Annotated in this window: 22 protein-coding genes; 13 read left to right on the top strand and 9 right to left on the bottom strand. The window is 65.3% G+C overall.

Features of this window, described 5'->3' with window-relative positions:
- Window position 1: 1 nt before the first annotated feature.
- The 3 genes from gcl to TV39_RS18605 all read right to left on the bottom strand — a co-directional run bounded on the left by gcl (window position 2) and on the right by TV39_RS18605 (window position 3,631).
- On the bottom strand, window positions 2–1,780 hold the full coding sequence (gene gcl / locus TV39_RS18615) for a glyoxylate carboligase (RefSeq protein ID WP_043484476.1): 1,779 nt from the start codon (window positions 1,778–1,780) through the stop codon (window positions 2–4).
- A 131-nt stretch (window positions 1,781–1,911) separates the two neighbouring features.
- A complete protein-coding gene (locus TV39_RS18610; RefSeq protein ID WP_043484475.1) occupies window positions 1,912–2,790 on the bottom strand; it encodes a 2-hydroxy-3-oxopropionate reductase in 879 nt (292 codons plus the stop codon).
- A 40-nt stretch (window positions 2,791–2,830) separates the two neighbouring features.
- Entirely contained in the window at window positions 2,831–3,631 is an 801-nt protein-coding gene (locus TV39_RS18605) for a hydroxypyruvate isomerase family protein (protein WP_043484473.1), read from the bottom strand.
- Window positions 3,632–3,872: 241 nt separating this feature from the next.
- On the opposite strand from TV39_RS18605, the gene TV39_RS18600 reads away from it, so the two are divergent.
- From TV39_RS18600 to TV39_RS18570, 7 genes are all read left to right on the top strand, one after another.
- Window positions 3,873–4,871, top strand: coding sequence for a LacI family DNA-binding transcriptional regulator (locus tag TV39_RS18600; RefSeq protein WP_043484472.1), 999 nt, complete (start codon window positions 3,873–3,875; stop codon window positions 4,869–4,871).
- A gap of 213 nt (window positions 4,872–5,084) precedes the next feature.
- Complete coding sequence (locus tag TV39_RS18595) at window positions 5,085–6,449, top strand: ABC transporter substrate-binding protein (RefSeq protein ID WP_082049877.1); 1,365 nt, start codon at window positions 5,085–5,087, stop codon at window positions 6,447–6,449.
- Window positions 6,450–6,451: 2 nt separating this feature from the next.
- The gene (locus tag TV39_RS18590; protein ID WP_043484470.1) at window positions 6,452–7,384 is read left to right on the top strand and encodes a carbohydrate ABC transporter permease; all 933 of its coding nucleotides are present in this window, start codon (window positions 6,452–6,454) and stop codon (window positions 7,382–7,384) included.
- Window positions 7,381–8,280: a carbohydrate ABC transporter permease gene (locus TV39_RS18585; RefSeq protein ID WP_043484468.1), complete on the top strand. Its 900-nt coding sequence runs from the start codon at window positions 7,381–7,383 to the stop codon at window positions 8,278–8,280. Before TV39_RS18590 ends, TV39_RS18585 begins: the two co-directional genes overlap by 4 nt.
- 69 nt (window positions 8,281–8,349) lie before the next feature.
- Complete coding sequence (locus TV39_RS18580) at window positions 8,350–9,453, top strand: Gfo/Idh/MocA family protein (RefSeq protein WP_043484466.1); 1,104 nt, start codon at window positions 8,350–8,352, stop codon at window positions 9,451–9,453.
- A 1-nt stretch (window position 9,454) separates the two neighbouring features.
- On the top strand, window positions 9,455–10,204 hold the full coding sequence (locus TV39_RS18575) for a ThuA domain-containing protein (RefSeq protein WP_043484465.1): 750 nt from the start codon (window positions 9,455–9,457) through the stop codon (window positions 10,202–10,204).
- A gap of 56 nt (window positions 10,205–10,260) precedes the next feature.
- Window positions 10,261–11,466 carry a Gfo/Idh/MocA family protein gene (locus tag TV39_RS18570; protein WP_043484463.1) on the top strand — a complete coding sequence of 402 codons (1,206 nt, stop codon included), beginning with the start codon at window positions 10,261–10,263 and terminating at the stop codon, window positions 11,464–11,466.
- A gap of 46 nt (window positions 11,467–11,512) precedes the next feature.
- Here TV39_RS18570 and TV39_RS18565 read toward each other — a convergent pair whose 3' ends face one another.
- The gene (locus TV39_RS18565; protein WP_043484461.1) at window positions 11,513–11,689 is read right to left on the bottom strand and encodes a CsbD family protein; all 177 of its coding nucleotides are present in this window, start codon (window positions 11,687–11,689) and stop codon (window positions 11,513–11,515) included.
- A 150-nt stretch (window positions 11,690–11,839) separates the two neighbouring features.
- Here TV39_RS18565 and TV39_RS18560 point away from each other — a divergent pair, with 150 nt between their 5' ends.
- The gene (locus TV39_RS18560) at window positions 11,840–12,694 is read left to right on the top strand and encodes a hypothetical protein (RefSeq protein ID WP_082049875.1); all 855 of its coding nucleotides are present in this window, start codon (window positions 11,840–11,842) and stop codon (window positions 12,692–12,694) included.
- Here the strand turns inward: TV39_RS18560 and TV39_RS18555 are convergent, their stop codons facing one another.
- Together TV39_RS18555 and TV39_RS18550 are read right to left on the bottom strand one after the other, a co-directional pair.
- Window positions 12,695–13,357 (bottom strand): YitT family protein, encoded by a 663-nt coding sequence (locus tag TV39_RS18555; RefSeq protein WP_043484457.1) that lies wholly within the window; start codon window positions 13,355–13,357, stop codon window positions 12,695–12,697.
- Window positions 13,354–14,451 carry a histidinol-phosphate transaminase gene (locus TV39_RS18550; RefSeq protein ID WP_043484455.1) on the bottom strand — a complete coding sequence of 366 codons (1,098 nt, stop codon included), beginning with the start codon at window positions 14,449–14,451 and terminating at the stop codon, window positions 13,354–13,356. Before TV39_RS18550 ends, TV39_RS18555 begins: the two co-directional genes overlap by 4 nt.
- A 100-nt stretch (window positions 14,452–14,551) precedes the next feature.
- Between TV39_RS18550 and TV39_RS18545 the strand changes: the two genes are divergently transcribed.
- Together TV39_RS18545 and TV39_RS18540 are read left to right on the top strand one after the other, a co-directional pair.
- Entirely contained in the window at window positions 14,552–15,025 is a 474-nt protein-coding gene (locus tag TV39_RS18545) for an Lrp/AsnC family transcriptional regulator (RefSeq protein WP_082049894.1), read from the top strand.
- 301 nt (window positions 15,026–15,326) lie between these two features.
- Window positions 15,327–17,375, top strand: coding sequence for a rhamnogalacturonan lyase (locus TV39_RS18540; protein ID WP_043484451.1), 2,049 nt, complete (start codon window positions 15,327–15,329; stop codon window positions 17,373–17,375).
- A 66-nt stretch (window positions 17,376–17,441) separates the two neighbouring features.
- On the opposite strand, the gene TV39_RS18535 is transcribed toward TV39_RS18540, so the two are convergent.
- Complete coding sequence (locus TV39_RS18535) at window positions 17,442–18,101, bottom strand: SRPBCC family protein (protein ID WP_043484448.1); 660 nt, start codon at window positions 18,099–18,101, stop codon at window positions 17,442–17,444.
- A 134-nt stretch (window positions 18,102–18,235) separates the two neighbouring features.
- Window positions 18,236–18,724, bottom strand: a complete 489-nt coding sequence (locus TV39_RS18530; protein ID WP_144406467.1) for a hypothetical protein — start codon at window positions 18,722–18,724, stop codon at window positions 18,236–18,238.
- 383 nt (window positions 18,725–19,107) lie between these two features.
- Between TV39_RS18530 and TV39_RS18525 the strand changes: the two genes are divergently transcribed.
- The 3 genes from TV39_RS18525 to TV39_RS18515 all read left to right on the top strand — a co-directional run bounded on the left by TV39_RS18525 (window position 19,108) and on the right by TV39_RS18515 (window position 22,148).
- The gene (locus TV39_RS18525; protein WP_043484442.1) at window positions 19,108–19,350 is read left to right on the top strand and encodes a hypothetical protein; all 243 of its coding nucleotides are present in this window, start codon (window positions 19,108–19,110) and stop codon (window positions 19,348–19,350) included.
- A 150-nt stretch (window positions 19,351–19,500) separates the two neighbouring features.
- Window positions 19,501–20,916 (top strand): cation:dicarboxylate symporter family transporter, encoded by a 1,416-nt coding sequence (locus tag TV39_RS18520; RefSeq protein ID WP_043484776.1) that lies wholly within the window; start codon window positions 19,501–19,503, stop codon window positions 20,914–20,916.
- A 101-nt stretch (window positions 20,917–21,017) separates the two neighbouring features.
- Complete coding sequence (locus tag TV39_RS18515; protein ID WP_043484439.1) at window positions 21,018–22,148, top strand: Gfo/Idh/MocA family protein; 1,131 nt, start codon at window positions 21,018–21,020, stop codon at window positions 22,146–22,148.
- Here the strand turns inward: TV39_RS18515 and TV39_RS18510 are convergent.
- Window positions 22,145–24,811, bottom strand: a complete 2,667-nt coding sequence (locus TV39_RS18510; RefSeq protein WP_043484436.1) for an exo-rhamnogalacturonan lyase family protein — start codon at window positions 24,809–24,811, stop codon at window positions 22,145–22,147. The two genes, TV39_RS18515 and TV39_RS18510, sit on opposite strands and share 4 nt — an antisense overlap.
- Window positions 24,812–25,041: the final 230 nt, after the last annotated feature.

Here is a 25,041-nt window from a genome sequence, read left to right as displayed (position 1 = left end):
ATTAGGCCTGCATCGCCAGGATGGCAGTGGGGGCGTCGGCGCTGGTCTCGGCCAGTTCCTCGAACTCGTTCACTGCGTTGATTTCCACGCCCATGGAGATGTTGGTGATCTTTTCGAGGATCACTTCCACCACCACAGGAACCTTGAACTCGCCGGCCAGCGCCTTGGCCTTGTCGAAGGCGGCACCCAGATCGTTCGGGTCCTCCACGCGGACGGCCTTGCAGCCCAGGCCCTCGGCCACCTTGACGTGGTCCACGCCGTAGCCGTTTGTCTCCGGGCTGTTGATGTTCTCGAACGCCAGGGACACGTTCTGTTCCATGTTGAAGCCGCGCTGGGACTGGCGGATCAGGCCCAGGTAGGAGTTGTTCACCACCACGTGGATGTACGGCAGGTTGAACTGCGCGCCCACGGCCAGTTCCTCGATCATGAACTGGAAGTCGTAGTCACCGGACAGGGCAACAACGGTCTCGTCCGGCTTGCCGCGGACCACGCCCAGGGCGGCCGGAGCGGTCCAGCCCAGGGGACCGGCCTGGCCGGCGTTGATCCACTTGCGCGGGCCGAACACGTGCAGCATCTGGGCGCCGGCGATCTGGGACAGGCCGATGGTGGACACGTAGGTGGTGTCCTTGCCGAACGACTTGTTCATCTCCTCGTATACGCGCTGCGGTTTGATGGGGATGTTCTCGAAGTGCGTCTTGCGGTGCAGGGTGGCTTTGCGCTCCTGGCATTCGGCGGCCCAGCCGGAGTAGTCCGGCAGGGAGCCGGCTGCCTGGCGTTCGCGGGCCAGTTCAACCAGGCCCTCCAGTGCGGCGCCGGCGTCGGACGCGATGCCGAAGTCCGGGGAGAACACGCGGCCGATCTGCGTGGGCTCGATGTCGATGTGCACGAACGTGCGGCCGGCCGTGTAGGTGTCCAAGCCGCCGGTGTGGCGGTTGGCCCAGCGGTTGCCGATGCCGATCACGAAGTCGCTGCGCAGGTAGTTCTCGTTGCCGTAGCGGTGCGAGGTCTGCAGGCCCACCATGCCGGCCATCAGCGGGTGGTCGTCGGAGGTGGCGCCCCAGCCCATCAGCGTGGGGATGACGGGAACGTTCAGGATCTCGGCCAGTTCCACCAGTTGCGCGGAGGCGCCGGCGTTGATGATGCCGCCGCCGGCCACGATCAGCGGGCGCTCGCCTGCGGTCAGCATGTCCAGGGCCTTTTCCAGCTGCTTGCGGCTGGCCTTGGGCTTCTCCACGGGCAGGGGCTCGTAGGTGTCGATGTCGAATTCGATCTCGGCCATCTGTACGTCGATCGGCAGGTCCAGCAAAACCGGGCCGGGGCGGCCGGAGCGCATCAGCTGGAAGGCCTTCTGGAAGGCGCCGGGTACCTGGCCGGGTTCCAGGATGGTCATGGCCATCTTAGTGACGGGCTTGGCGATGGACTCGATGTCCACGGCCTGGAAGTCTTCCTTGTGCAGCTTGGCAACGGGGGCCTGGCCGGTGATGCAGAGCATGGGGATGGAATCGGCCCAGGCCGCGTACAGGCCGGTGATCATGTCCGTGCCGGCAGGGCCGGAGGTGCCGATGCAGATGCCGATGTTGCCGTCGGCGGCGCGGGAGTAGCCGTCCGCCATGTGGCTGGCGCCTTCAACGTGGCGGGCCAGCGTGTGGCGGATGCCGCCGTGGGCCCGCATGGCCGAGTAGAAGGGGTTGATCGCCGCGCCTGGCAGGCCGAACGCCTCGGTGGCGCCCTCCTTTTCCAGGATCGCGACGGCAGCATCTACGGTGCGCATCTTGGTCATTGTGTACTCCTTGAAAGCTTTGGGGTGCCCTTCGCGGGCGGATTTTGGGTGTAGTTGGGGAGCCGCCGTCGTTGATGTACGACGGCGGTTGCCCGGTTTTTGCTTGTTATCCGGCCTGCTGCCGGAGGTGCTTACTTCCGGCCGCTGAGCTGGAGGACCTGCTTGAAGAGGCCCGAGTGGTCGAGTCCGCCGTCGCCCTGGTTGACGGTGGCGGCGACGAGCTGTGCGACGACGGCGCCGAGCGGGAGGGCCACGTTGGCTTCGCGGGCTGCGGACGTGACGATGCCGAGGTCCTTGTGGTGGAGGGCCAGACGGAAGCCGGGGTCGAAGTTGCGGTCCAGCATCTTCTGGCCCTTCTGGTCGAGGACCTTGGAACCGGCGAGGCCGCCGCCGAGGACCTTGAGGGCTGCGTCGGTGTCCACGCCGTAGGCCTCGAGGAAGGCGATGGCCTCGCCGAGGACCTCGATGTTGACGGCGACGATCAGCTGGTTGGCGGCCTTGACGGTCTGGCCCGAGCCTGCGGGACCGACGTGGACGATGGTCTTGCCGACGGCGTTGAGGACGTCCTGCGCTGCCTCGAAGTCGGCCGCTTCGCCGCCCACCATGATGGAGAGTGCGGCGTCAATGGCACCCTGTTCGCCGCCGGAGACCGGGGCGTCGAGTGCGCGGATGCCGGCTGCCTTGGCGTCGTCCGCCAGGCGCTTGGCCACGTCCGGGCGGATGCTGGATGCGTCGATCCAGAGGGTGCCCTTCTTCGCGTTGGCGAAGACGCCCTCCTTGCCGCTGACTACGCCTTCGACGTCGGAGGAGTCGGGGACCATGGTGATGACGACGTCGGCGTCCTTGACGGCGTCCGCGATGCTTGTGGCGCCCTTGCCGCCTTCGGAGACAAGCTTGTCGATCTTGTCCTGGCTGCGGTTGAAGCCGGTGACGGTGTGGCCGGCCTTGACGAGATTGATGGCCATGGGCAGGCCCATGATTCCGAGTCCGATAACTGCAACGTTGCTCATGATGGTTCTCTTTCTGAAAGTCTGTGTGGGGCTAGGGGGACTACTGCGAGACGCGCTGGCGGATGGCCCAGCTGAAGGCCGTTTCCTTCGGTTCCTTGTATTCGAGTCCGATGTAGCCCTCGTAGCCGAGTTCGCGGCTGCGGGCGATCCACTCGCCGAGGGGAAGCTCACCGGTTCCGGGAGCCCCGCGGCCGGGGTTGTCGGCGATCTGGATGTGGCCGAAGTCCTTCGCGTGCTTTTCGATGACGGCGGCGACGTCGTCTCCATTGACGGCCAGGTGGTAGAAATCGGCGAGGAGCTTGATGTTCTCAGCGCCGGATTCCTCCTTGACCCGGGCAATGACGTTGAGGGCGTCCTGGGCCTTGAGGAGCGGGTACCTGGGGGCGCCGCTGACCGGTTCCAGGAGGACGGTGCCGCCGATGCGGGCCACGCCGGCTGCCGCCGCCGCGAGGTTTTCGGCGCCGATGGCGTCCTGCTTGTCGGCCGATTCGCCGTCAACGCGGTTGCCGTAGAGGGCGTTGAACGCCTTGCACCCGAGGCGTTCGCCGATGCCGGCGACGACGTCGATGTTGTCCTGGAATTCGGTGGAGCGTGCCGGCCAGGAGACCAGGCCGCGGTCGCCGCCGGGCATGTTGCCGGCGTTGAAGTTCAGGCCGGTGAGTTGCACGCCGGCGTCCTTGATGGCGTTCTCGAACTCGGTGACCTGGGCGTCGGCGGGGACGGAGGTTTCGAAAGGCCACCAGAATTCGACGGCGTCAAAGCCGGCGGCCTTCGCCGCGGCCGGGCGCTCCAGCAGCGGCAGTTCGGTCAGCAGGATAGAGCAGTTCACTGTGTACGTCATCGTAGGTGTCCTTCCGGGGGAGGGGCTTTGATCTATCTTCCTCTGTGCCTTGCGCCGAGGCCGGTTCGCCTCGTCGCTTTCCGCCTTGTGGAATTTAGATTCTGCTTTATGAAAAGTCTAGGGAAGGCTGGGGTGGGAGTCAAGGGGGCTTCGCCCTGCGGCTATGCTGAGGAACGCCGGTGAGGCACGGCAGTGGTGTGGCGGCAAGGACCAGCGTCACTGGTCGCGGAAGGACAATCGAATGGCGCGAGCGACAGTCCAGGACGTCGCCAGAACAGCGGGAGTGTCTGTAGGGACGGTGTCCCGCGTCCTGAACGGAAGTCCGGCTGTCAGCGAGTCGAGCAAGGAAAAGGTCAACGAGGCAATCCGCCAGCTGAGCTATCGGCCGCTTGCCTCGGCCCGGGACCTTCGCCGGGACCGGACAATGCGGGTCTTGGCCCTCGCCAAGAACCTGGACTCATTGGTGATCAGTGAAGTCTTCCGGGGTGTGGGCGACGCCGCGGCGGACTCCGGCTACGTCAGCCTCATCGCGGCGACGGCCGGGGACCCGGAGCGCGAACAGCAATTAGTGGACATGCTGCGGAACGGCTCCGTGGACGGATTGGTCCTGTTTTCGCCGACGATGTCGGATGAAGAGGTCGGTGCGGTGGCCGAACAATTGAGTGTGGTCCAGGTCTGCGAGATCGTCGACGCCGAGGCGGCATTCGGCGTGTCCATCGACGACCGCCAGGCCGCGTACGACATCACGCGCCATCTGATTGACACTGGCGGCCGAAGGCTGGCCATGATCGGGCACAGGGGTGCCCGCTCTGGCCGACTCCGCGAGGCAGGGTTTCGGCAGGCTGTCACCGATGCGGGCTTGGCTCCGGACCAAGTGCTGTTCGGGGAAGGTAGTTTCGGCTTCCACTCCGGGCGCGCCCTGGCCCGGAAGCTGCTGGAGGCGGGGCATCTTCCTGACGCAGTTTTTTGCGGCACCGACATCGTGGCGGCGGGGTGCGTCCGTGAACTCACCGACGCCGGGCTGCGGGTGCCTGACGACATCGCCGTGGCAGGTTTTGATGACTCGGCCCAGGCGGAGATGTGCGTCCCGGAACTGACCACTGTTCGGCAGCCGGCCTATGAAATGGGCCGGGTGGCATTTGCGGAGCTCCTGGAACGGATGACGGTACCGGGCGCACATCGCCGCGGCCGAACCTTCCTGCCTTATGAACTCGTGATACGGGACTCCACCAGGGGTTGAGAAGCAGGGTTGACAGCCTGACGTGGTCCCTGTCACACTACTTTGGAATCGATTCCACAGAGTAAAAGCCATCACTTTTCCTAGCTTTGGAATCGATTCCAAAAGTTGTATGCAACGAAGCATCCGGCAAAGAAGCCATGGGTGCGCGGCAGTCTCCGTCGCTGCCGCCCAACTCAGCTTCCCACTGCCCACAGACCCCCAAAGGAGCCACTCGTGGACTTGATTCGACCTGCTTCTCCGCTCCAGGAGGACACCGCAACATCCCGGAGCTCTGCGCGCATGACCGAACTGCGCGCAGGTTCCCCGCGGCGGCCGCGGCTCATCATTGCCGCCGCCGCAGCTATGGCCGCGGGCCTCCTGATCAGCGGTTGCGGTGGCGGCGCGGCACCCCAGGGTGCGGACAATGCGGCGGCTGCAGATCCGGCGTCGGGCGCGAATGCCAGCGGCAGCATCAACGTCTGCGGCGGCAAGGACGCCTCCGGCATCTACAAGGGCACGGCAGAGCAATTCACCAAGGCGAACGGCAAGGTCACGGCCAAGTACACCGAGATCGGCGCCACCACGGATGAAGCCCGCACTCAGACCGTGCAGCGGCTCGAAGGCAAGTCCACGGAATGCGATATCTTCCTCACGGACGTCATCTGGACCTCCGAGTTCGCCTCGCAAGGCTGGCTGCTGGACCAGACCAAGCTCGTAGAGTCCAGCAAAGACCGGCTCATCCCTTCCACGGTGGAGACCACGAAGTACGAGGACAAGTACTGGGCCTCGCCGTTCTTCACCAACGCGGGATTGGTGTACTACCAGAAGGACAAGGTGGCAAAGCCCGAGACCTGGCAGCAGCTTTACGCAGAAGCAGCCAAGGCTCCCGGCAACGGGTACGTCTACCAAGGGAAGCAGTACGAGGGCCTGACGGTGAACTTCCTTGAAATGCTGTACAGCGCCGGCGGCGAAGTGCTCAATGACAAGGGCGAGGTGACGATCGACTCCCCGGAAACCCGCGAAGTTCTCGAGTTCATGAGCAACGGCCTCAAGGATGGCTCGGCGGACCGCGCCGTCCTGACGTACAACGAAGACCCCACCCGCCTCGCCTACGAGTCCGGCAACTTCGGCTACCAGCGCAACTGGCCGCACGTGTACCGCCTGCTCAACGCCACACCGCTGGCGGGCAGCTTTGGCGTAGCGCCGCTGCCGGCGTGGGAAGGCGGCAAGGCGTCCGGCGTACTGGGTGGCTGGAACCTGGCTATCTCGGCCCACTCCACGAACCAGGCCGGGGCGGTGGCGTTCATCGACTTTGCCACCACGCCGGAGTGGCAGAAGCACGTGGCCATGGACTACTCCCAGGCCCCGGTTAATGAAGCGGCCTACTCTGATGCGGCGGTTCTCCAGAAGATGCCGTTCGCCACCGAGCTGCTCGCGTCCGTCAAAGGTGCCAAGCCCCGCCCGGTCTCCCCGGTCTACCCGCAGATCTCCCAGGCGATCTATAAGAACGTCTACGCCGTTCTTTCCGGTACTGCCTCCGCTGAGGACGCCGTGAAGAGCATGGCAGAGGAAATCAACACCGCCAAGGCGAGCTTCTGACCATGGCAACCAAGGCACTTTCGCCTGGTCGCACCGTGAACGGCCGCGACCAGGCAGAGCGGCGGCTCGCGGTCCGCATGACCGCCCCGGCGCTGGCACTCATGGCCCTGGTGGCGGCTGTGCCCATCGGCTACGCGATCTGGCTCTCGCTGAACCAGTACAGCGTCCGCACTGCCGGCCTCTCCCGCTTCGTAGGCCTGGAGAACTACGTCGCGGCTTTGAGCAGCCCCGAATGGTGGGCGGCCTTCGGCCAGACGTTCCTCTTCGCAGCCCTCTCGGTCTCCCTGGAGCTGGTGCTGGGAACCGGCATGGCGTTGCTTCTCAACCTCGCGTTCAAGGGCCGCGCAGTCCTTCGCACCGTGGTTCTGCTGCCGTACGCGATCGTCACGGTCGTCAGTGCCATCACCTGGCAGACGATGTTCCAGCCCAACATGGGTCTGGTGACCAACGTTCTCTCCGCCCTTGGGCTGCCCGGCGGCGACGTCGTCTGGCTCGGAGAGCATGGATACGCCATGGCCGTGATCGTCCTGGCCGACGTCTGGAAGACCACGCCGTTCGCTGCACTCATCATCCTGGCCGGCCTGCAGGTTATCTCCGCTGAGACCTATGAGGCGGCGGAACTCGACGGCGCCAGCAAGTGGCAGACATTCGTGCACATCACCCTGCCGCTCCTTCGTCCCGCCATCGTCCTTGCAGCGATCTTCCGCACCATGGATGCCCTGCGCGTGTTCGACTTGCCGTTCGTGCTCACCCGCGGCGCCAACGGCACCGAATCAATGTCGATGCTGGCCTATACCCAACTGCGGGAGAACCGGCTGGTGGGCGAAGGGTCGGCGCTGTCCATCCTGACCTTCCTGACCGTCATGGTGGTCTCCGTCATCTACATCCGCTTCGCCGGCGGCAACATCCGCGAAGCCGGCAAGGAGGAACAATGAGCACGCTGACTGCGGAACGCCCGACGGCGGAACCCGCCGCCCGCCCCAGGGCGCCGAAGCGTCGGCTCCGCGGCGAAGCGAAGCTGCACCCGCTCGTCTGGGTCTTCGTCGTTGCCGTCATGGGCTTCTCGCTCATACCGTTCTACTGGCTGGTCAACACCTCGCTCAAGAAGGGAGCGAGCCTGTCCAAGGGTGAACTCTTCCCGAGCCAGCCCACCGTGGAGAACTATCTGGTGGTATTCCAGAACCCCGAGTTCCTCCTGGCCTTGCGCAATTCGGTGATCATCGCCGTCGTCACCACCACGGTGGCGCTGGTATTCGCATCCTTCGCCGCCTACGCGTTGGCCAGGCTCAAGATGCGCCGCAAGGCGATGATCCTGACGCTCATCCTTTCGGTAACCACCTTCCCGGCCATCGCCATCGCGGCCCCGTTGTTCTCCATCTGGCGGGAAATCGGCCTGTACGACACGCTTCTTGGCCTCATCATCCCGAAGCTGACTTTCGCGTTGCCGCTGGCGATCTACACGCTGACCTCCTTCTTCAAAGAGATCCCGCGTGAGCTCGAGGAGTCGGCGTACATGGATGGCGCCACGCCGTTCACCGCCTTCCGCAAGGTCATCCTGCCTTTGGCGGTCCCGGGCCTTGCCACGACAGCGATCCTGGTGTTCATCTCGGTCTGGAACGAATTCCTCCTTGCCGTCACCCTGACCACTTCGCCGGAGGCCCGTCCGGTCCCGGTAGCGATTGCGTTCTTCAGCGGAACCAGCGAGTTCGACCAACCACTGGGCACCATCAGCGCGGCGTCGGTGATCATCACCGTCCCGCTGGTCATCCTCGTACTCGTGTGCCAGAAGCGCATCGTTTCCGGCATGACGGCCGGCGCCGTCAAGGGCTAAGCCCGCCGCCACTGAATCCAGCCCCACCCAACAGACTCCAACGAGAACCATAGAAAGAACAGGAACAACGTGAGCATTCAGCAGCAGGTCCCGTCCGCAATCCTCAAGGTGGGAGTTGTGGGCATCGGTTGGGCCGGCCAGCAGCACCTCAAGGCATACAGCAATATCGACGGCGTCCAAATTGTCGCCGTCGCCGGCATGGAACAAGACCTCCTTGCCCGGATGAAGGAGGAATACAGCATTCCTCACGCCTTCGCCCGCTGGGAAGACATGATCGAGCTTGAAGGCCTCGACGCCGTCAGCGTCGCCGTCCCCACGTTCCTGCACGCCCCGATCTCCATCGCGGCCCTGGAACGCGGATTGCATGTGCTGAGCGAAAAGCCCTTGGCCCGCAACGGCGCAGAGGGCCAGGCGATGGTGGATGCTGCCCGCAAAGCCGGCCGGGTCCTTGACGTCGCGTTCAACCACCGCCGCCGCGGTGACATCCAGGCACTCAAGGAAGTGATCGACGCCGGCACCCTGGGCCGCCCGTACTACGCAAAGGCATCCTGGCTCCGCCGCCAGGGCATTCCGATGCTCGGAAGCTGGTTCACCAACCCGGAACTCGCAGGCGGTGGTCCGCTGGCAGACATCGGCGTCCACGTACTGGACTATGCCCTGCACCTCCTGGGCGAACCAAAGGTCCTGGCGGTCTCCGCCTCGACCCATTCCGAACTCGGCCCGCGCGGCCTTGGTGGCAACGCCCGCTACACCGCGATGAAGTCAAGCCACAAGTTCGAGGTGGAAGACTTCGCGTCCGCGTTCATCCGTCTGGAAGGTGGCGGGACCCTCATCCTGGAAGCCGGATGGGCCAGCTACCGTGACGAGCGGGATCTGATGGACTTCACCGTTTACGGCACCGACGGCGGAGCGGAACTGCGCGCTGTCGGCGCTTCCGAGAATCCCGTGGCGGATGTGCGCGTCTTCGCGGAGAAGGACGGCGAGAACGCCGACTTCGAGGTGGTGGCCGAACCCGGCCGCGCGCACCAGGCCGTCGTCGACGACTTCATTGCCGCCGTGCGCGGTGGGGAGACCGTCTGGGGAAGCCATGACGGGTCACTTGCTCTGAGCCGTGCCCTGGTACTCGATGCCTGCTACAAGTCCGCCCTCGAACACCGGGAAGTGGTGCTCTGATATGTCCGATAAGAAACTGAAGATCGTCGTCTGGAACGAGGCCGTCCACGAGGCCCGCAACGAGCCGAAAACCATGGCCGGGATGTACCCGGAAGGCATCCACGGCGCCATTGCTGCCGGGCTCCGGGCCTCATACCCGGACTCCGAAATCTCCACAGCCACCCTGGCCGACCCCGAGCACGGACTCTCCGAGGAAGTCCTCGAACAGACCGACGTATTGCTGTGGTGGGGCCACATAGCGCATCAGGAAGTCAGCGACGAAGTGGTGGAACGCGTGCAGCGCCACGTACTGGGAGGCATGGGCCTGGTGGTGCTGCACTCCGGGCACTTTGCCAAGATCTTCACCAGGCTGCTTGGCACCACCTGCTCACTGAAATGGCGCAACGAGGGCGAACGCGAACTCGTGTGGACGGTCAAGCCCTCACACCCGATCGCGGCCGGCATCGAAAGCCCCATCGTCATCCCCGAGCAGGAAATGTACGGGGAACTGTTCGACATTCCGGAGCCCGATGACCTGATCTTCATCAGCTCCTTCGCCGGCGGCGAGGTGTTCCGCTCCGGCGTGACGTTCTCCAGGGGCAAGGGCAGAATCTTCTACTTCAGCCCCGGCGACCAGGAGTACCCGGTCTACCACCAGCCGCAGATCCAGAAGGTCATCGCCAACGGCGTTGGCTGGGTGGCCCAGCCGGAGCAGTTCCGGGAGGCACCTGAGGTCTCCAACCCTGCCCGGGGCTGGTTCGAGGAGGCCTAGGCGCCTCCTTCCGTGAATCCGCACAAACCACCCTCCTAACCATCAGGAACGAGAACATGTCCAGCCCTGAACACCCGTCCGACCGAATGCCTTCCTCGCCAGTTTCGCGCCCGCTCGGCGTGGCCGCCATTGGCTATGCCTTCATGGGGAAGGCCCATTCGAATGCGTGGCGGAACGTGGCCAGTTTCTTCAATGTCCCGGCCTTCGAGCAGAAAGTGCTCGTAGGCCGGGACGCCACCCAGGTGGCCGAAGCCGCAGCCAGGTACGGCTGGGCCGAGTCCGCCACGGACTGGCGTGCCGTCATTGAACGGGATGACATCGACATCGTGGACGTCTGCGCCCCGGGCTGGATGCACGCGGAGATCGCCATTGCCGCGCTCGAGGCGGGCAAACACGTCCTCGTCGAAAAGCCGCTGGCCAACACTGTGGGTGAGGCTGAGCTAATGGCGGCGGCTGCTGCGGCGGCCCGTTCCCGGGGCGTGCAGTCGATGATCGGCTTCAATTACCGCCGCGTCCCCGCGCTGGCGCTGGCCCGGGAGCTGATTGCGGAGGGCCGCCTCGGCACTGTCCGGCACATCCGGGCCGCCTACCTGCAGGACTGGCTCTCCAACGCCGAAGCCCCCATGACCTGGCGGCTGGCGAAGGAAACTGCCGGATCCGGCGCCCTGGGCGACATCGCCTCCCACGCCGTCGACCAGATTCAGCACCTCACCGGTCAAACTGTCACTGAGGTGACTGGAACGCTGAGGACTTTTGTTGCCGAGCGTCCCGGTCCCGCGGGTCTGGAAGCGGTCACGGTGGACGACGCCGCCTGGGCCACCCTTGGAATGACGGGGAATATCAGCGCCTCGGTCGAGGCATCCCGGGTTGCCACCGGCCTGAAGAATTCCCTCACGCTCGAAATCTACGGCTCACGCGGGTCGCTGACGTTTGACCTCGAGAACCTGAACGAACTGAATTTCCTGGACGCCACCGTCCCCGTCCGGGAACAGGGATTCCGGCGCATCCTGGTCAACGAACCCGAGCACCCGTACCTGGCTGCCTGGTGGCCCCAAGGCCACGTGATCGGCTGGGAACACACCTTCACGCACCAGATCCGCGACTTCCTCGCTGCAATCCGCGAAGGCGAGGCGCCGTCGCCGTCGTTCGAAGACGGGCTCCAGATCCAGCGCGTCTTGGCTGCGGTCGAAGAGTCTGCCGGTAACAAGAGCACGCTCACCGTTGTCGGCCCCATGTCGCTTGCCGCCACCGAAGGAGCCTGAAAGCGGGCGGTTCCTGTCGGAGCCGCCCGCTTCACCGGTTTGTTTCTTAGTGCCTCTTGAAGGCGTGCCTGAATTTTTCGCCGGCCTGCTTGAGGTCGGCCCTGATCGCCTGGCCCTTGCCTTCGGCCCTCATCCGGCGGTTGCCGCTGGCCTCGCCGGCGGCTTTCTTTCCCTTGCCGTGAAGTCGCTCCGCGGCGTTGTGGATCCTGTCACCCAAACCCATTGCGGTCCTCCTTGTGGTGCGGCCCATGCGGCTGGTTGCCGCAATTCCCGCCACTTAAATTGTAGGAAGAATTGGCTCCAGGTCCATGGCGCCCGTAAAGGAGTACCCTAGGGAACGTAAGCATGCTTGCTATCTGAAGAGGTGGTTCCCATGAAGAAATTTCCAGTTCTTGGCGTTGCGGCCGCGGCGATGCTTGCCTTGGCCGGATGTACAGGCGGCGGAGCGCAAAGCCCCACACCGAGTGCCAGCGCAACAACCAGCGCGGCGCAGGACAAGGTCTATAGCGAAGATGAACTCCGGAACCTGATCTCGGGCAGGACCGACAAAGACGGCAATGAGCTCAAGCTCTACTCCAAGGAGCAGGTGGAGCAAGGCAGCAACATCGCAAACCTGCTGATGAGCGCCGCCACTACCGACCCGCAGGACTGCAAGGGGATCGCCACGGCCGGGCTGCTGGACAAGGTTGAGAGCGGTGACGTGGCCATTGCCCTCTCTGAGGGTTCGCAACCGCGCACGCTGTCCGCCCAGTCGGGAAGCGAAGGGCCCGACGCCGCCGGCCTGCTCGATCAGGTCAGCAGCAAGATGGACCAGTGCGCCAAATTCACGCTCTCAGTGCTGGGACAGCGCTATGACGTGGCCAGCAAGGAGCTGAAGGCCGACACCGACGGCGAGGAGACCTTCGCGACCGTCAGCACCCGAGGCGGCAACGCGTCCGACATGCTGATGCAGGTTTCCGCGGCGCAGGGCCGCCTCCTGGTGGTGGCCACCAAGGGCGGCGCCAACCTGGGCGACGCCGACCAGAAAGAGCTGGAAGATCTGGTCAACGAAGTCCTGGCCAAGGCGGAGGGCGGTTCTTCCGGAACGGCAACCCCGACGCCGACCGGAAGCTCGACGTCGACCGTCACCGGAACCTCAACGCCTAGTGTTACGGAAACGACGACGGCGACAGTCACCGTGACCCCAACCGAATCCGAGTCCCCGGAGAGCCCTTCGCCGTCTAACTAATCACTCACCAAGGTACCGGCCGGGGCGATGGTTCAGCGCGAGGACAAAGTTGAGGAGCGTTGCCCCGGCCGCCGACAAAAGGACCACCAGCGGACCGACGAAGGCGAAGGCGGCCAGCACTATCGCCACGTCCAGGATCAACTGAACGTATCCGGCGCGCCAGTTCAGGCGTTCCTGGAGGACCAGGGCGAGGATGTTGAAGCCGCCCAGGCTGGACTTATGCCGGAACAGGATGAGCAGGCCCACGCCGGCCAGCAGGTTTCCGCCGAACACGGCATAGAGGGGGTCGATCTGTACCGCCCCGAGAGCGGCCGGGTGAACGGAAGACAAAACGGACACGACGGCGACAGCGGCCACTGTCCTGAGGGCGAAGTTCCAGCCCTTCTTCCAAACGGCCAGCGCGAAGAACGGCAGGTTGACAGCCATGAAGATCACGCCGAATGGAAGCGGAATGGAATAGCTGACCAGAAGCGCAAGGCCGGCCGTCCCGCCGGTAACAGCCTCGCTGGATTTGAGGAGGAACAAACCCAGGGACGCGGCAAAGGTACCCGTGAGTATTCCCAGGATGTCCTCGGCGGCTGAGTGCTTCACTGCGGCCGGTGTCGGCGCGGCCGGTGTGGCCGCGTTCTTTGCCGGCGGGGCAGGGGCTGTATGAGTGGTCACTGTGCACCAAACCGGCTGCGGTCGGAAAGAACCGCGAGGACGCGGTTGTTGGTTTCCCGGTCAGCGAGGCTGACGCGCACCCCGTCACCCGGATAGCCCCTGGCCAGGATGTCTGCATCTGACAGGGCAGCGAGGATCTGCTCACGCTGCTGGTCCGGCACCCTGAGCCAGTAGAAATTCGCCTCGCTGTCGGGGACCTGCCAGCCAAAGCTGCGAAGCGACGAAATCACCCGGCCGCGCTCCTCTGCCACCGCGTTGGTGCGGGTCCGGATTTCCGTTTCGGCAGCCAGGGACGCGACCGCCGCCCGCTGGGCCATCCTGTTGACCCCGAAAGGGATTGCCGTCCGGCGAAGCCCCTCGGCCACGGCGGGCCTGGCGATGGCATATCCAACGCGAAGACCGGCAAGGCCGTAAGCCTTGGAGAATGTGCGCAGGACGCAGATGTTCGGATACCGGCGGAAGAGCTCCAGGGAATCCAGGCCGTCTGCGCTCCTCTGGTATTCGATGTATGCCTCGTCGATCACCACCAGGACATGCGGAGGGACCTTGGCGAGGAAGTCTTCCATCTCCGCGGAACCGATCGAGACGCCGGTGGGATTGTTGGGCGAGCACAGGATAACGATGCGCGTCCGGTCGGTGACGGCGTCAGCCATCGCCGCGAGGTCGTGGTGTTCGTTGGCCAGCAGCGGGACCGCCACCGGCCTGGCGCCGGCCACGCTGATCAGGATGGGGTAGGCCTCAAAGGACCGCCAGGCGAAGACCACCTCGTCGCCGTGGTCGCAGACTGCCGCGATCATCTGCTGCAGCACGCCTGAGCTTCCCGGCCCCACGGCGACTTCTTCGGCGGACACCGAAAAATGCCGGGCAATGGCTTCCCTCGCTTCGGCTGAGCCCATGCTGGGGTACTTGTGGATCCGGGCGCCTTCAGCCGCTATCACGTCCACTACGGAAGGAAGCGGGGTGAAATGACTTTCGTTCGATGCCAGGGCAGCCGTCAGTGCGGATTCGGCGCTCCGGCCGGCAATGTAGGTGGGCAGCTTGGCGACGGCGTCGCGAAGCATTGGCTCCGCGGGCGGGTGAAGGGTGCTGGTCATGTAAGCATCTTTCGGCATCGGAATCACTATGCGCAACAGAGCACATAATGGCGGGACAGATCCGGCCTCTAGATGAGTCCGGTATGACAAAATGCTCAATATGCACCGCGTTGACTCTTTGGATGCCAGGATACTTCTCGCCCTCGACCAGGATCCGCAGGGAACCGTCCTGTCCTTGTCGCGGCAGTTGGGCGTCGCACGGAATACCGTCCACGCCCGGCTGCGGCGCCTGCTGAGCGACGGCAGCCTGGGCCCCTTCAGCCAGCGCGTGCGCATGGACGCCCTGGGCCTTCCCCTCATAGCCTTCATTTCCATTGCCATCAGCCAGTCGGCAAGCGAAGAGGCCGTGGCTGCGCTCCGCGTCATTCCGGAAATCATCGAGATGCATGCGACCACCGGGGACGCGGACCTGCTCGCAAAAGTGGCGGCGCGTGACCCGGCGGACCTTCATCGACTGACCAACAGGATGCTCAGCATTGACGGCGTCATGCGCACCAGCACGGCGATGTCCCTGGTGGAGGTCATGCCGCTGCGGACCCTTCCGCTGCTTGAGGCCGCAGCCGGGGACATCTGACTGCGCGCGAGCCAGCTTGCTTAGTCGAGCAGGTCCAGTGCGTCGGCGCCCGAGCCGGCCACTGGCTCCAGCCGCGGCTGGCGGCAAAGCAAACGAAACAGAACATTTTCTCCCATATTCCATCGTCAAGTCCTTGACCGATCCAGTCACGTCCTGATAAACCTAAGAGGCGGAAAGCGCTTTCTCTCCCGCCCGAATCCCTCGAAAAACTTCACGGGACCGGGCCGGGAGAAAAAGTGAAACGATACAAAACCCCATTGGCGGCAGACTCAGCTGCCGTCAGCATCAAAGGAGATGTTCTTTGGCATACCCCGCGAAATGTTCTCTTTCCAATAAGGCAGGGCGGTTCCGTAAGGCGGCGCCGGTTGCCGCTGCGGCCCTGGCAGCCGCCGCACTCGCCTTCACCGGCGTCCCGCTGGCACAGGCCGATCCAACCCAGGCTGATCAGACAAAGGCCGATCCAACCCAGGCGAGCCCCGGCCAGAACGCACAGCTGCCGGTCCAATCAGGCAAGTCCGCGCTCAAGCGCCAGGTGGAAAACCTGGACCGTGCGCCCGTGGCGGTCCTCACCGATCAGGGCGTCACCCTCAGCTGGCGGATGCTGGGCCTGGACCGGGACAGCATCGGCTTCCACGTGATCCGCGACGGCGTGCAGCTCACGGTGGATCCCATCCGGAACTCCACCATGTACGTCGATCCGGAGGGGACCGCGTCCTCCAAATACGTCATCAAGGCGGTGGGCAACGGTGACGGGCAGAACCAGCTCACCGAGGAGTTCACTCCGATGGCGCAGAACTACCTGGCCATCAAGCTGGACAAGCCGGCCGACGGCGTTACCAAGGACGGCAAGCCTTATACCTACTCCGCCAACGACGCCAGCGTGGCCGACCTCGACGGCGACGGCAAGTACGAAATCATCCAGACGTGGGCGCCGTCCAACGCCAAGGACAACTCGCAGTCCGGCTACACCGGCAACGTCTACGTGGACGCTTACACGATGGACGGCACCAGGCTGTGGCGCATCGACCTGGGCCACAACATCCGGGCCGGGGCCCACTATACCCAGCTGCTGGCCTACGATTTCGACGGCGACGGCAAGGCCGAGCTGTCGATGAAGACCGCGGACGGCACCACGGACGGTGCCGGCACCGTGATCGGCGACCCGTCCGCGGACTACCGCACCACCGCCGGGTACGTCCTGTCCGGTCCTGAATTCCTGACAGTCTTCAACGGCGCCAGCGGCACCATCATGGACACCGTCAACTACGACCCGCCGCGCGGTTCGGTGGCAGCGTGGGGCGACGGCTACGGCAACCGCGTGGACCGTTTCCTCGGCGCGGTGGCGTACCTGGACGGCGAGCACCCTTCCATGATGTTCAGCCGCGGCTACTACACCCGGACAGTCCTGGTCACCTATGACCTTGTGAACGGCAAGCTGGTACAGCGCTGGAAGTTCGATTCCGACGTCGCCGGCGCCGAATACAAGGGCCAGGGCAACCACAACCTGTCCGTGGCTGACGTGGACCAGGACGGCAAGGACGAGTTCGTCTTCGGCTCCATGACCATCGATGACAACGGCCAGCCTCTCTATAACACCAAGCTTGGCCACGGCGACGCCATCCACACGGGCGACCTGGACCCGTCACGGCCCGGCCTGGAAACCTTCGCCGTCCACGAAAGCATGAGTCAGAGCGGGAACCGGGGTGCCACTTTCCGTGACGCAGCCACGGGTGAAGTCCTCTGGAGCATTCCGGCCATCAAGGACACCGGGCGCGGCGCCGCGGGGGATATTGATCCCCGCTATGCCGGCGCTGAAGGCTGGGCCATCGGCGGCAGCGCCGCCTGGAACTCGCCGGTGGGGCAGCTGATGTCCGCGAAGGGTGAACTGATTGCGGAGAACATCCCGGCCGCGAACTTCCTGGCCTGGTGGGACGGCGACCTGCTGCGCGAAATCGTGGACCACGACTATGACGCCGCCACGTCCGTCGGCGTGCCCACCATCTCCAAGTGGAACTGGGAGACCGAGACAAGTGACCGGCTCCTGACCGCCACGGGTGCGCGGAGCAACAACACCACCAAGGGCAACCCGTCCCTGCAGGCTGACCTGCTGGGGGACTGGCGCGAGGAGCTGGCCTTCCCGTCCAGCGACAGCACGGAACTGCGGATCTACACCACCACGTCGCCCACCGAGGTGCGGCTCCGCACCCTGATGCACGATCCGATGTACCGCACCGGCGTGGCTCGTGAAAACGTGGCCTACAACCAGCCCCCGCACCCGAGCTTCTTCATTGGCGAGGGAATGGAAACTCCGGCGATGCCCTCCGTCACGTACGTCGGCGCCGATAAGTAATACGGCCGACGACGGAACAAAAGCACCGCCCGCATCTTCACGATGCGGGCGGTGCTTTGCGACGGGTCAGTGCTGGCCAAGGCCGCCTCCCATGGGTGGGAGATGCCCGTCGTGGCGGTGCTGTTCCCGCAGGCGTTCGGCGGCGCTGTGGTTCTCACCTTCGGCCGTCTCGTCGGACTCACCTTCGAAGTCCACCAGCCCGTTGGTCTGGTCGAAGGGATGGGCGAACCGGTTGTACTCCGGACCGGCCCCTAGAGTCCTGGCCTGGGCGGCGTCGGGAACCGGAGCGCGCCGGGCGCTTGTCGCGTGGCCTTCGTGCTCGATGAACTGCTTGAACTTCTTGAGGTCGTGCTCCGCCTGGCGGCCCACTATGTGGAGCAGGTTGCCCACTTTCTCGACGGCGCCCGCGGGCTGGTACTCCAGGGTGAGCTTGAGTGAGGTCCTGCCGCTTCCGGCGTCGCTAAAGTCCACGGCGCCGGAGTTGGTGGCGCCAGCGGTGGCTGCCCAGGCAACCCGACGGTCGGGGACCTGCTCCAGGATCTTGGCTTCCCATTCCCGGCGGACTCCTGCAATGCGGGCCACCCATTTCAGTCGGTCGTCACTGAGCCGGGTGACGCTCTGCACTCCGGGCATGAAGCACGGGAAGTCCTCGAACTTGGTCCACTGCGTGTAGGCCTCGCTGACCGGCACGTTGACCACAATGTGCTTTTCCACCGTGCTGCTCACGGCGTCTCCTTCGGTTGAGATTCTGATGGAAGGGATTTGGCTGGAATGAAGGAGCCAGGGGCGGCTGCGCCCCTGGCTCTTTCGATGTGCAGACCGCTGAGCGGATCAGATGCACGGATCGGTGAAGTGGTCAGTTAGCGCCTGCCACCGAGGACTGCGATGTCGCTCTTTTCCCAGCGGGTCCAGTCTGACCAGTTGTTGCCGCTCTTCACGCGGAAGGAAACCTCGTGGTACACGCGGTCCTTTCCTTTGTCCCTGTCGACGTTGTCCCTGCTGTGGATGGTGATGCGGCCATCACGCCTGTCGAAGGACTCCTTGAATGTGGTGCGCCCCAGGAGGTCGTCCCGCCAACGATTGTCCTGCTCGAAGCGCCTCTGACGGATCTCCACGGTCTTGTTGCCATTGCAATCGACGCGAATTCTGAAGTCCGCGACATCCTTCGCCCCGTAGCGTCCCACCGGTGTTGGCTTCAGCGGGTCAACGGTACAACCGCGCAGCGACGTCGATGCGTCAGCGGGCACAGCCAGTGCAACAGGTCCGCCAATAAGACCCAGCGAAACAGCCGAAATCAATGCGAATCGGGTTCCGAAGGGGCGGGATTTGGTTGATTGAGTGATGGACATTTCTTTTGCTCCTACATAAGGATGCGAGCGATCATTTTCGGGCAGGACTGGCCGGCCGCGATATCACTCCCCTGTGAAGCGGCAACCAGTTCCAGCCGGTTTCAAACAGCACACCCGGTCTCTGCGGGGGCTTGACTCCGGGCTCTTTGACGACGTCATTTCGTGGCCCGGTAGTACAATCGTGCGCCCGCTTTTCGCCAAGCGCCAGTGCCCTAGCGCCCCTATTTTCCGCGATTTTACGGGAAAAACCGGGGCTTATTCCGGACATCAGAAGTCCGGATTTGTCGCCGCTGCGAGACGCGAAACCATAGGCTTGCAGTGCCGGCCGGACGTCGAAAACGGACGGCCGCACCGAGCACTAACCACAAACGAAAGGCGCCACCATGACCGACCCCCAGGAAGCCGCAACCGACCCCGCAAACCTGATCGGCCCCGGCGATCCGGACGCCGTCGACCCCAAGCAGCCCCGCCCGGGCGGTGGGACGGCGAAGAACATCCGCGAGGAGCAGCAGACGCAGGCGGCAGGCACCGTTCCGGCGTCGTACGTCGGCAGCGGCGAGCCGGACGCGGAACGCAAACCGGAGGATGCAGCCGAGGGCGCCGGCACCTGGGATGACCAGGTGTAGGGCGGCACCGCCAGTACCGGCAGCAGATTCCATTCTGCGGTTAAACAATTCCGCAGTATGGATTTAGCATTCCGGAAACACGGGGTCCCTAGCGTTGCCTATGACCTGAAGGCGTCCAGCGCGTCTTTTCCCCGTTGATTGGCAGCCCTGATGAACCTCCCCTCGCCCCTGGTGCCCGACGCAAGCAGCGCACCGCTGAAGAAGCCCCTCTACAAGTCGCTCTTCGTCCAGATCCTCGTGGCCGTGTTCCTGGGCATCGGGATCGGCCATTTCTGGCCCGATCTCGGCTCGGCCCTGCGGCCATTGGGCGACGGGTTTATCCAGCTGATCAAGATGATCATCGCCCCGCTGATCTTCCTGGTGATTGTGACGGGCATTTCGGCCGTGGGCGACGTCAAGGCCGTTGGCCGGGTGGGCGTGAAGGCGCTGCTGTACTTCACCGGCGCCACGCTCTTCGCACTGGTGTTCGGCCTGGTGGTGGGAAATGTTGTCCAGCCCGGCGCCGGCCTGAACATCGACCCGACCACACTGTCCCAGGACGCCCTCAACGCCAAGACCGGGACGGCCCCGCCCAAGGATGCCGGTGCGTTCCTGCTGGGCATCATTCCCACCAGCGTGGTAGGCGCCTTCGCCTCCAACAGCCTGTTGCAGGTGCTCTGCTTCTCCGTATTCTTCGGCGCGGCCATCGTAGTGGTGGGCAGGGAACGCTGCCTGCCCGTGGTGACGCTCCTGGAAACTGTCCTGGAGCTGTTCTTCAAGATCATGGGCTGGGTGATGCGCGTAGCCCCGGTGGGTGCGTTCGGCGCCATGGCGTTCATCATCGGCCAGTACGGCCTCGGCTCACTGAGCACGTACGCCCTGCTGATCGCGGCCTGCTACGGCGCGGCCATTATTTTCATCGGGCTGCTGTTCGTGGTGGCCTGGGTGTATCCGCGGGTGCCGCTGTGGCAGTTCATCAAGTACAGCCGCGAGGAATTCCTGCTGGCGCTGGGTACGGCGTCCACCGAGTCGGTGCTGCCGCGCATCATGACCAAGCTGACCAACGCCGGCTGCTCCCGGGCCACCACGGGACTGGTGGTGCCCACCGGTTACTCCTTCAACCTCGACGGCGCCGCTCTGTACCTGTCCATCTCCCTGCTGTTCCTTGCCCAGGCCTTCGGACACAACCTCGACCTTGGCCAGCAGCTCGCGGCCCTGGGCATCCTGATGCTGACTTCCAAGGGCATGGCGGGCGTCCCCGGCTCGGCCTTCCTGGCACTCTCGGCCACCGCGGCCGCCCTGGGCATCTTCCCGGTGGCCGGCGTGGCCCTGCTCCTGGGCGCCGACCGGCTCATGGACTCCATGCGCGTCTCCGTGAATCTGCTGGGGAACTGCGTGGCCACGTTCGTGGTGGCCAAATGGGAAGGCCAGTTTGACCGGGAAGCCATGCTCCGCGCGTTCCGCGGGGATTTGGACGAAGGCGCGAGGGCGGAGAATGCGACGGCGGGCGGCGCACCTGCGGCGGATGCCGCTGTCGAGCCTGCGGGTGCCGGATCAGCCGGTGCTGCACCGGCCGCGGTGCGGTAAGACAGCGGAAGCCGGGGACGACGGCGGCACTGGCGCGCCGCCGTCGTCCCGCCCTGCGGAACGGGCTGGTTTGACCGCCGCAGGACGGGCAGACTGAACGCATGAAACCGCTTTCTCGCGAAGAGCATGCCACCTTTCCGGGCGGCGGGACCGCCACACCGCCAACGGACTTTGCCGTCATCGGCGGCGGGTACCGGGCTGGCTTCTTCCTCCGTGTGGCCCAGGCGCTTCCGCACCTCTTCCGGGTCTGTGGCGTGGTGGCCCGGCGGGAGGAAAACCGGGCAGCGGTGGAGGCGGAGTGGGGCGTCCCGGCGTATCCCACCCTGGCGGCCCTCCTTGACGAGGCCGCGCCCGACTTCGCGGTTGTATCCGTCAGCGGCGGCGCGGCGCCGGGAGTCATCGCTGATGCCGCCTCGCACGGTCTTCCCGTGCTGACGGAAACCCCGCCGGCGCCGGACCTCGCGGGGCTCCTGTCCCTGTACCGGCTGGTGGAGGACGGGGCGCGGATCCAGGTTGCCGAGCAGTACCACTTGGAACCGCTGCTCTCGACGCAGATCGCAGTCGCCCGCTCAGGCCGGCTGGGCAGCGTCACGGAGGCCTTTGCCTCGGTCTGCCACGGATACCACGGGGTCAGCGTCCTCAGACGGCTGCTGGGGATCGGGTTCGAAAACGCCGAGGTAACCGCCCACGAGTTCCGCTCGCGGATGCAGGCCGGACCCGACCGCTCCGGGGATCCGCAAGAAGACCGTCTCATCGACGAGGCCCACGTGTCCGCACGGCTGGACTTCGGCGGCAGGCTGGGCGTCTTCGACTTCACCACCGATCAGTACCGCTCCTGGATCCGTTCGCCGCACGTGCTGGTCCGGGGCGACCGCGGTGAACTCCGCGACACCCACCTGCGCTATGTGGAGGACTTCCGCACGCCCATGCGCAGCGAAATCCGGCGCATCGGTGCCGGGCAGGCGGGCAACCACGAAGGCCTGTTTCTCCGCGGCCTGGTGGAGGGCGGGAACTGGCTCTACCGGAACCCGTTCCTGCCCGCCCGGCTCGCCGACGACGAACTTTCCGTCGCCGCGCTGCTGCGGGGCATGGCCGATTACGTTCACGGCGGTCCGGAGGTGTACAGCCTCGCGGAAGCCTGCCAGGACCAGTACCTTGCCCTCACCATCCAGCAGTCCATGGAATCAGGGGAGAGCATCCGGACCAAAACCCAGCCCTGGGCCGCCACCTAGCGCACCTGCTGGAGCGCCGGGAGGTGTCCGCCGATCAGGGCCAGGTTCTGGATCACTGCCAGGCCGAACTGCGCGGCATCGTTGGTGGACACTGTCAGGGCCTCGTCCACGGGCGCGAGGACGTACGGCGGTTGGATTTTCCGCAGCGTGAACGCCTCCTGGTGGTTGAGGTTTTCGCCGCCCTCCGCGAAGCTGTCCCAGGCCTGTGCGGCCAGCTCAGCGTCACCCAGCCGCGCGGCTGCGTAGGCGGAGAGCCGGCTGTGGGCCTGGGTCAGGTGGATGCCGTCCAGCGGCCGGCCCACCTCGGCGGCCTGCTCCTCTTCCGTGGCCAGGAACAGCCGGCAGTACTGCAGCCACGCGCGTTCAAACGCGGCATCCGGCACCAGGCTGACCAGTTCGCTGCAGATTTCCACTAGCCCAAACACGGCGCTCAGGTGCGAGACGCTGACGACTTCGCGGCCGGCGTCGAACCTTCCCTTATCCAGGTCGTACAGCGCTTCGCCCGTGAGGAAGCCGTATTTCAGGGCGCCGATGTCCGCCATTGTTCCCAGCAGGCGGTCCCGTGAGCGCGGGTTGCCGGTGCGTTCCCAGTCGGTCAGCCAGGTGGCGGCCAGCGATCCCCAGTCCGTTCCCAGGCCCACGGCCAGCGCGCTGCGGTCCGGCCGGTACGTGGCGATGTCCGGGCGCACCTTGCGGGTGGGGTCCAGGCCCAGGAAGTTCTGGTCGCTGTCCACGAGCTCGGCGAGCAGGTCGCCGGTGCGTTCGTCCGCCGTCAGGTAGTAGTAGAACCGGCGGTAGGCGGGCGTGCTGATCCGCAGCTGCTTGGCGCTGCAGCCCCAGTGCTGGACGTTGTGCCGGGAGCCCAGGCCGCGCCACTCGCCCAGGTGGTAGACGTCCACTTCGCCGGTGTGGCGGGTCATGGCCTCGGCAAAACGGAACACGTCCGCCCGCCCGGACCGCAGGTACATGTACCAGAGCCACAGGTCGGGGGAGAGCTCAGAGTTGTCCCAGGCGTACCCGCCCACGTCGTAGCGCCAGACGTGCCGGTCGGCGTCGTAGGTGTGCATCACGTCGCCGTAGTTCCAGAACCCGTACCAGCGGCGCTGCTCCACCTGGCCGGTGTAGAAATCGAAGAGGAAGTCCAGCTTGTCCTCCAGCCCGGCCCGCTCCGGCGTGCTGCGGTCCACAGGGGACCAGTCGCCGAACACGCCGGCCGAGTGCAGGTACTCCGGGGCGGCCTGCAGCAGGGGCGGCGTGGAGGAGGCCTCCACATCGGCGGCGAGGGAGCGGGTGTCCGGAGTGGAGTCGTACGCGAACAGCGTCAGCTCGTGGGTGCGGGCGATGCCGCGGGGAGTGCCGAATCCCGGTTCGTAGTCCTCGTAGGTGATTTCCAGGCCCTCGAGCTGCTCCTCGAACGTGTCCTGACCCAGTCCGTCATGGTAGAACCGCAGATCCATGGGCTGGGCCTCGGGGGAGTACAGCCACGCCGTCACCTCTGCCTCGGCGGTGGCGGCGCCGCGGATGTCCAGCTGGCCGGGGTGGGATTGCCAGAAGTTGCGGACGCCGATGCCGAAGCCGCCGCCGGGAGTGCTGAGTGAACAGAACCCGGCAGCCCGCGTGCCGCCGGAGATTCCCACCCAGCCGTGGCCCTCGCCGGTCCGTTTGCGGAGCTCGAAGCCGTCCGCGCTCAGCTGGGTCAGGGTGTAGTCGTTCCAGGCCGGGATCAGGTGCAGCCGCCTGGACACCAGTTCGCTCCACTCCTCCAGCGGTGGCGTTGCTTGTCCCGCTATCTGGGCGCGGCGGACGGCCTCGCCCGGGTCGCGGCGCAGGCCGGTCAGGCCGCGCACCGCCTCGGTGAGGAAACCGCCGTCGGCCCCTGCAATGCGCACATGCCTGTCGTGCAGCTGGCCCTCGAGCGGCACCGTGAACCGGACGCCGAGGCCGGCCAGGAAGTCGCGCTCGGCATCGCCGTCCCAGATGAAGGAGTGGACCATCCGCACGCTGCGGGCTCCCGCGTAAAAGTAGAACCGGACCACGAACGGCAGCCAGCTGCGCCCGTCACCGCTGTGGCTGTCCGGGCGGTGCGAGCCTTCCAGCCGCACCACCGTGCGGACCGGACCGCTTTGTTCAAGCACGACGGCGGTCACCTCACCGGTGAACGCCTGCCGGCTGACGCTGCCGGGGCCGTCCGGGACTCCGTCCTGGAGCAGGCTGACCAGCTTGCCATCGCGGGCCATCACGGTGCCGCCGCGGGAGAGGGCGGCGAACAGGGATGAGCCGGTTCGGTTGATGACCATGTCCAGCGTGCCGGTGGAGATAGTGATGGAGTCTTCCGTTTCCTTCACGGCGATCTCCGCGGCGGGTGCAGCCTCCGGTGATGGCCCGGCCTCCGGCGAGGCGCCGCCGTCGGACGTTACCCGGTAGTGCGCGGAGGGCGTGTCGGTTGCCGGCAGGGCAACGCCGGCCCACTTCAGCGAGCCGTCCGGCCACGTTGCCAGCGGCCAGGCCTGCGAGGCGACCGGCCTCCCTTCGGCGTCCGAGACCGAGAGTCCGCCGACGCCGGCCAGCGAGCCCCGGGCGAAGGGCATGCCCCAGGTGGTGCCGCCGGAGAGCTCCGCGGGAGCATCGCCGTCGAGCCAGTTGAGTATTGCTTCGGTCGTCATCGTCCGTCTCCTTTTAAAGGCGCGAAGTCGCGAACCTTCATTCGGGTTTCGTTCTTGTATCGTTTCAATTCATCGATTGAATATCTGGCGCGCTGGAATGGGTGTGGTGGATAAGCGCGAGTCGGAAACCGCTTTCCGATCATTTCTAACAGCGATGACAGGGCGTGTCAACGAATTTGTGGGATTTGCCTGCGCTAGTGGGTGGTTCTGTGTGTGGTGGCTACCAGCCC

It is taken from the genome of Arthrobacter sp. SPG23 (assembly GCF_000876655.1).
Classification (GTDB): Bacteria; Actinomycetota; Actinomycetes; order Actinomycetales; family Micrococcaceae; genus Arthrobacter.
Note: the sequence above shows the minus strand (reverse complement) of the source record. Positions and strands in the feature narration are given on the sequence as shown.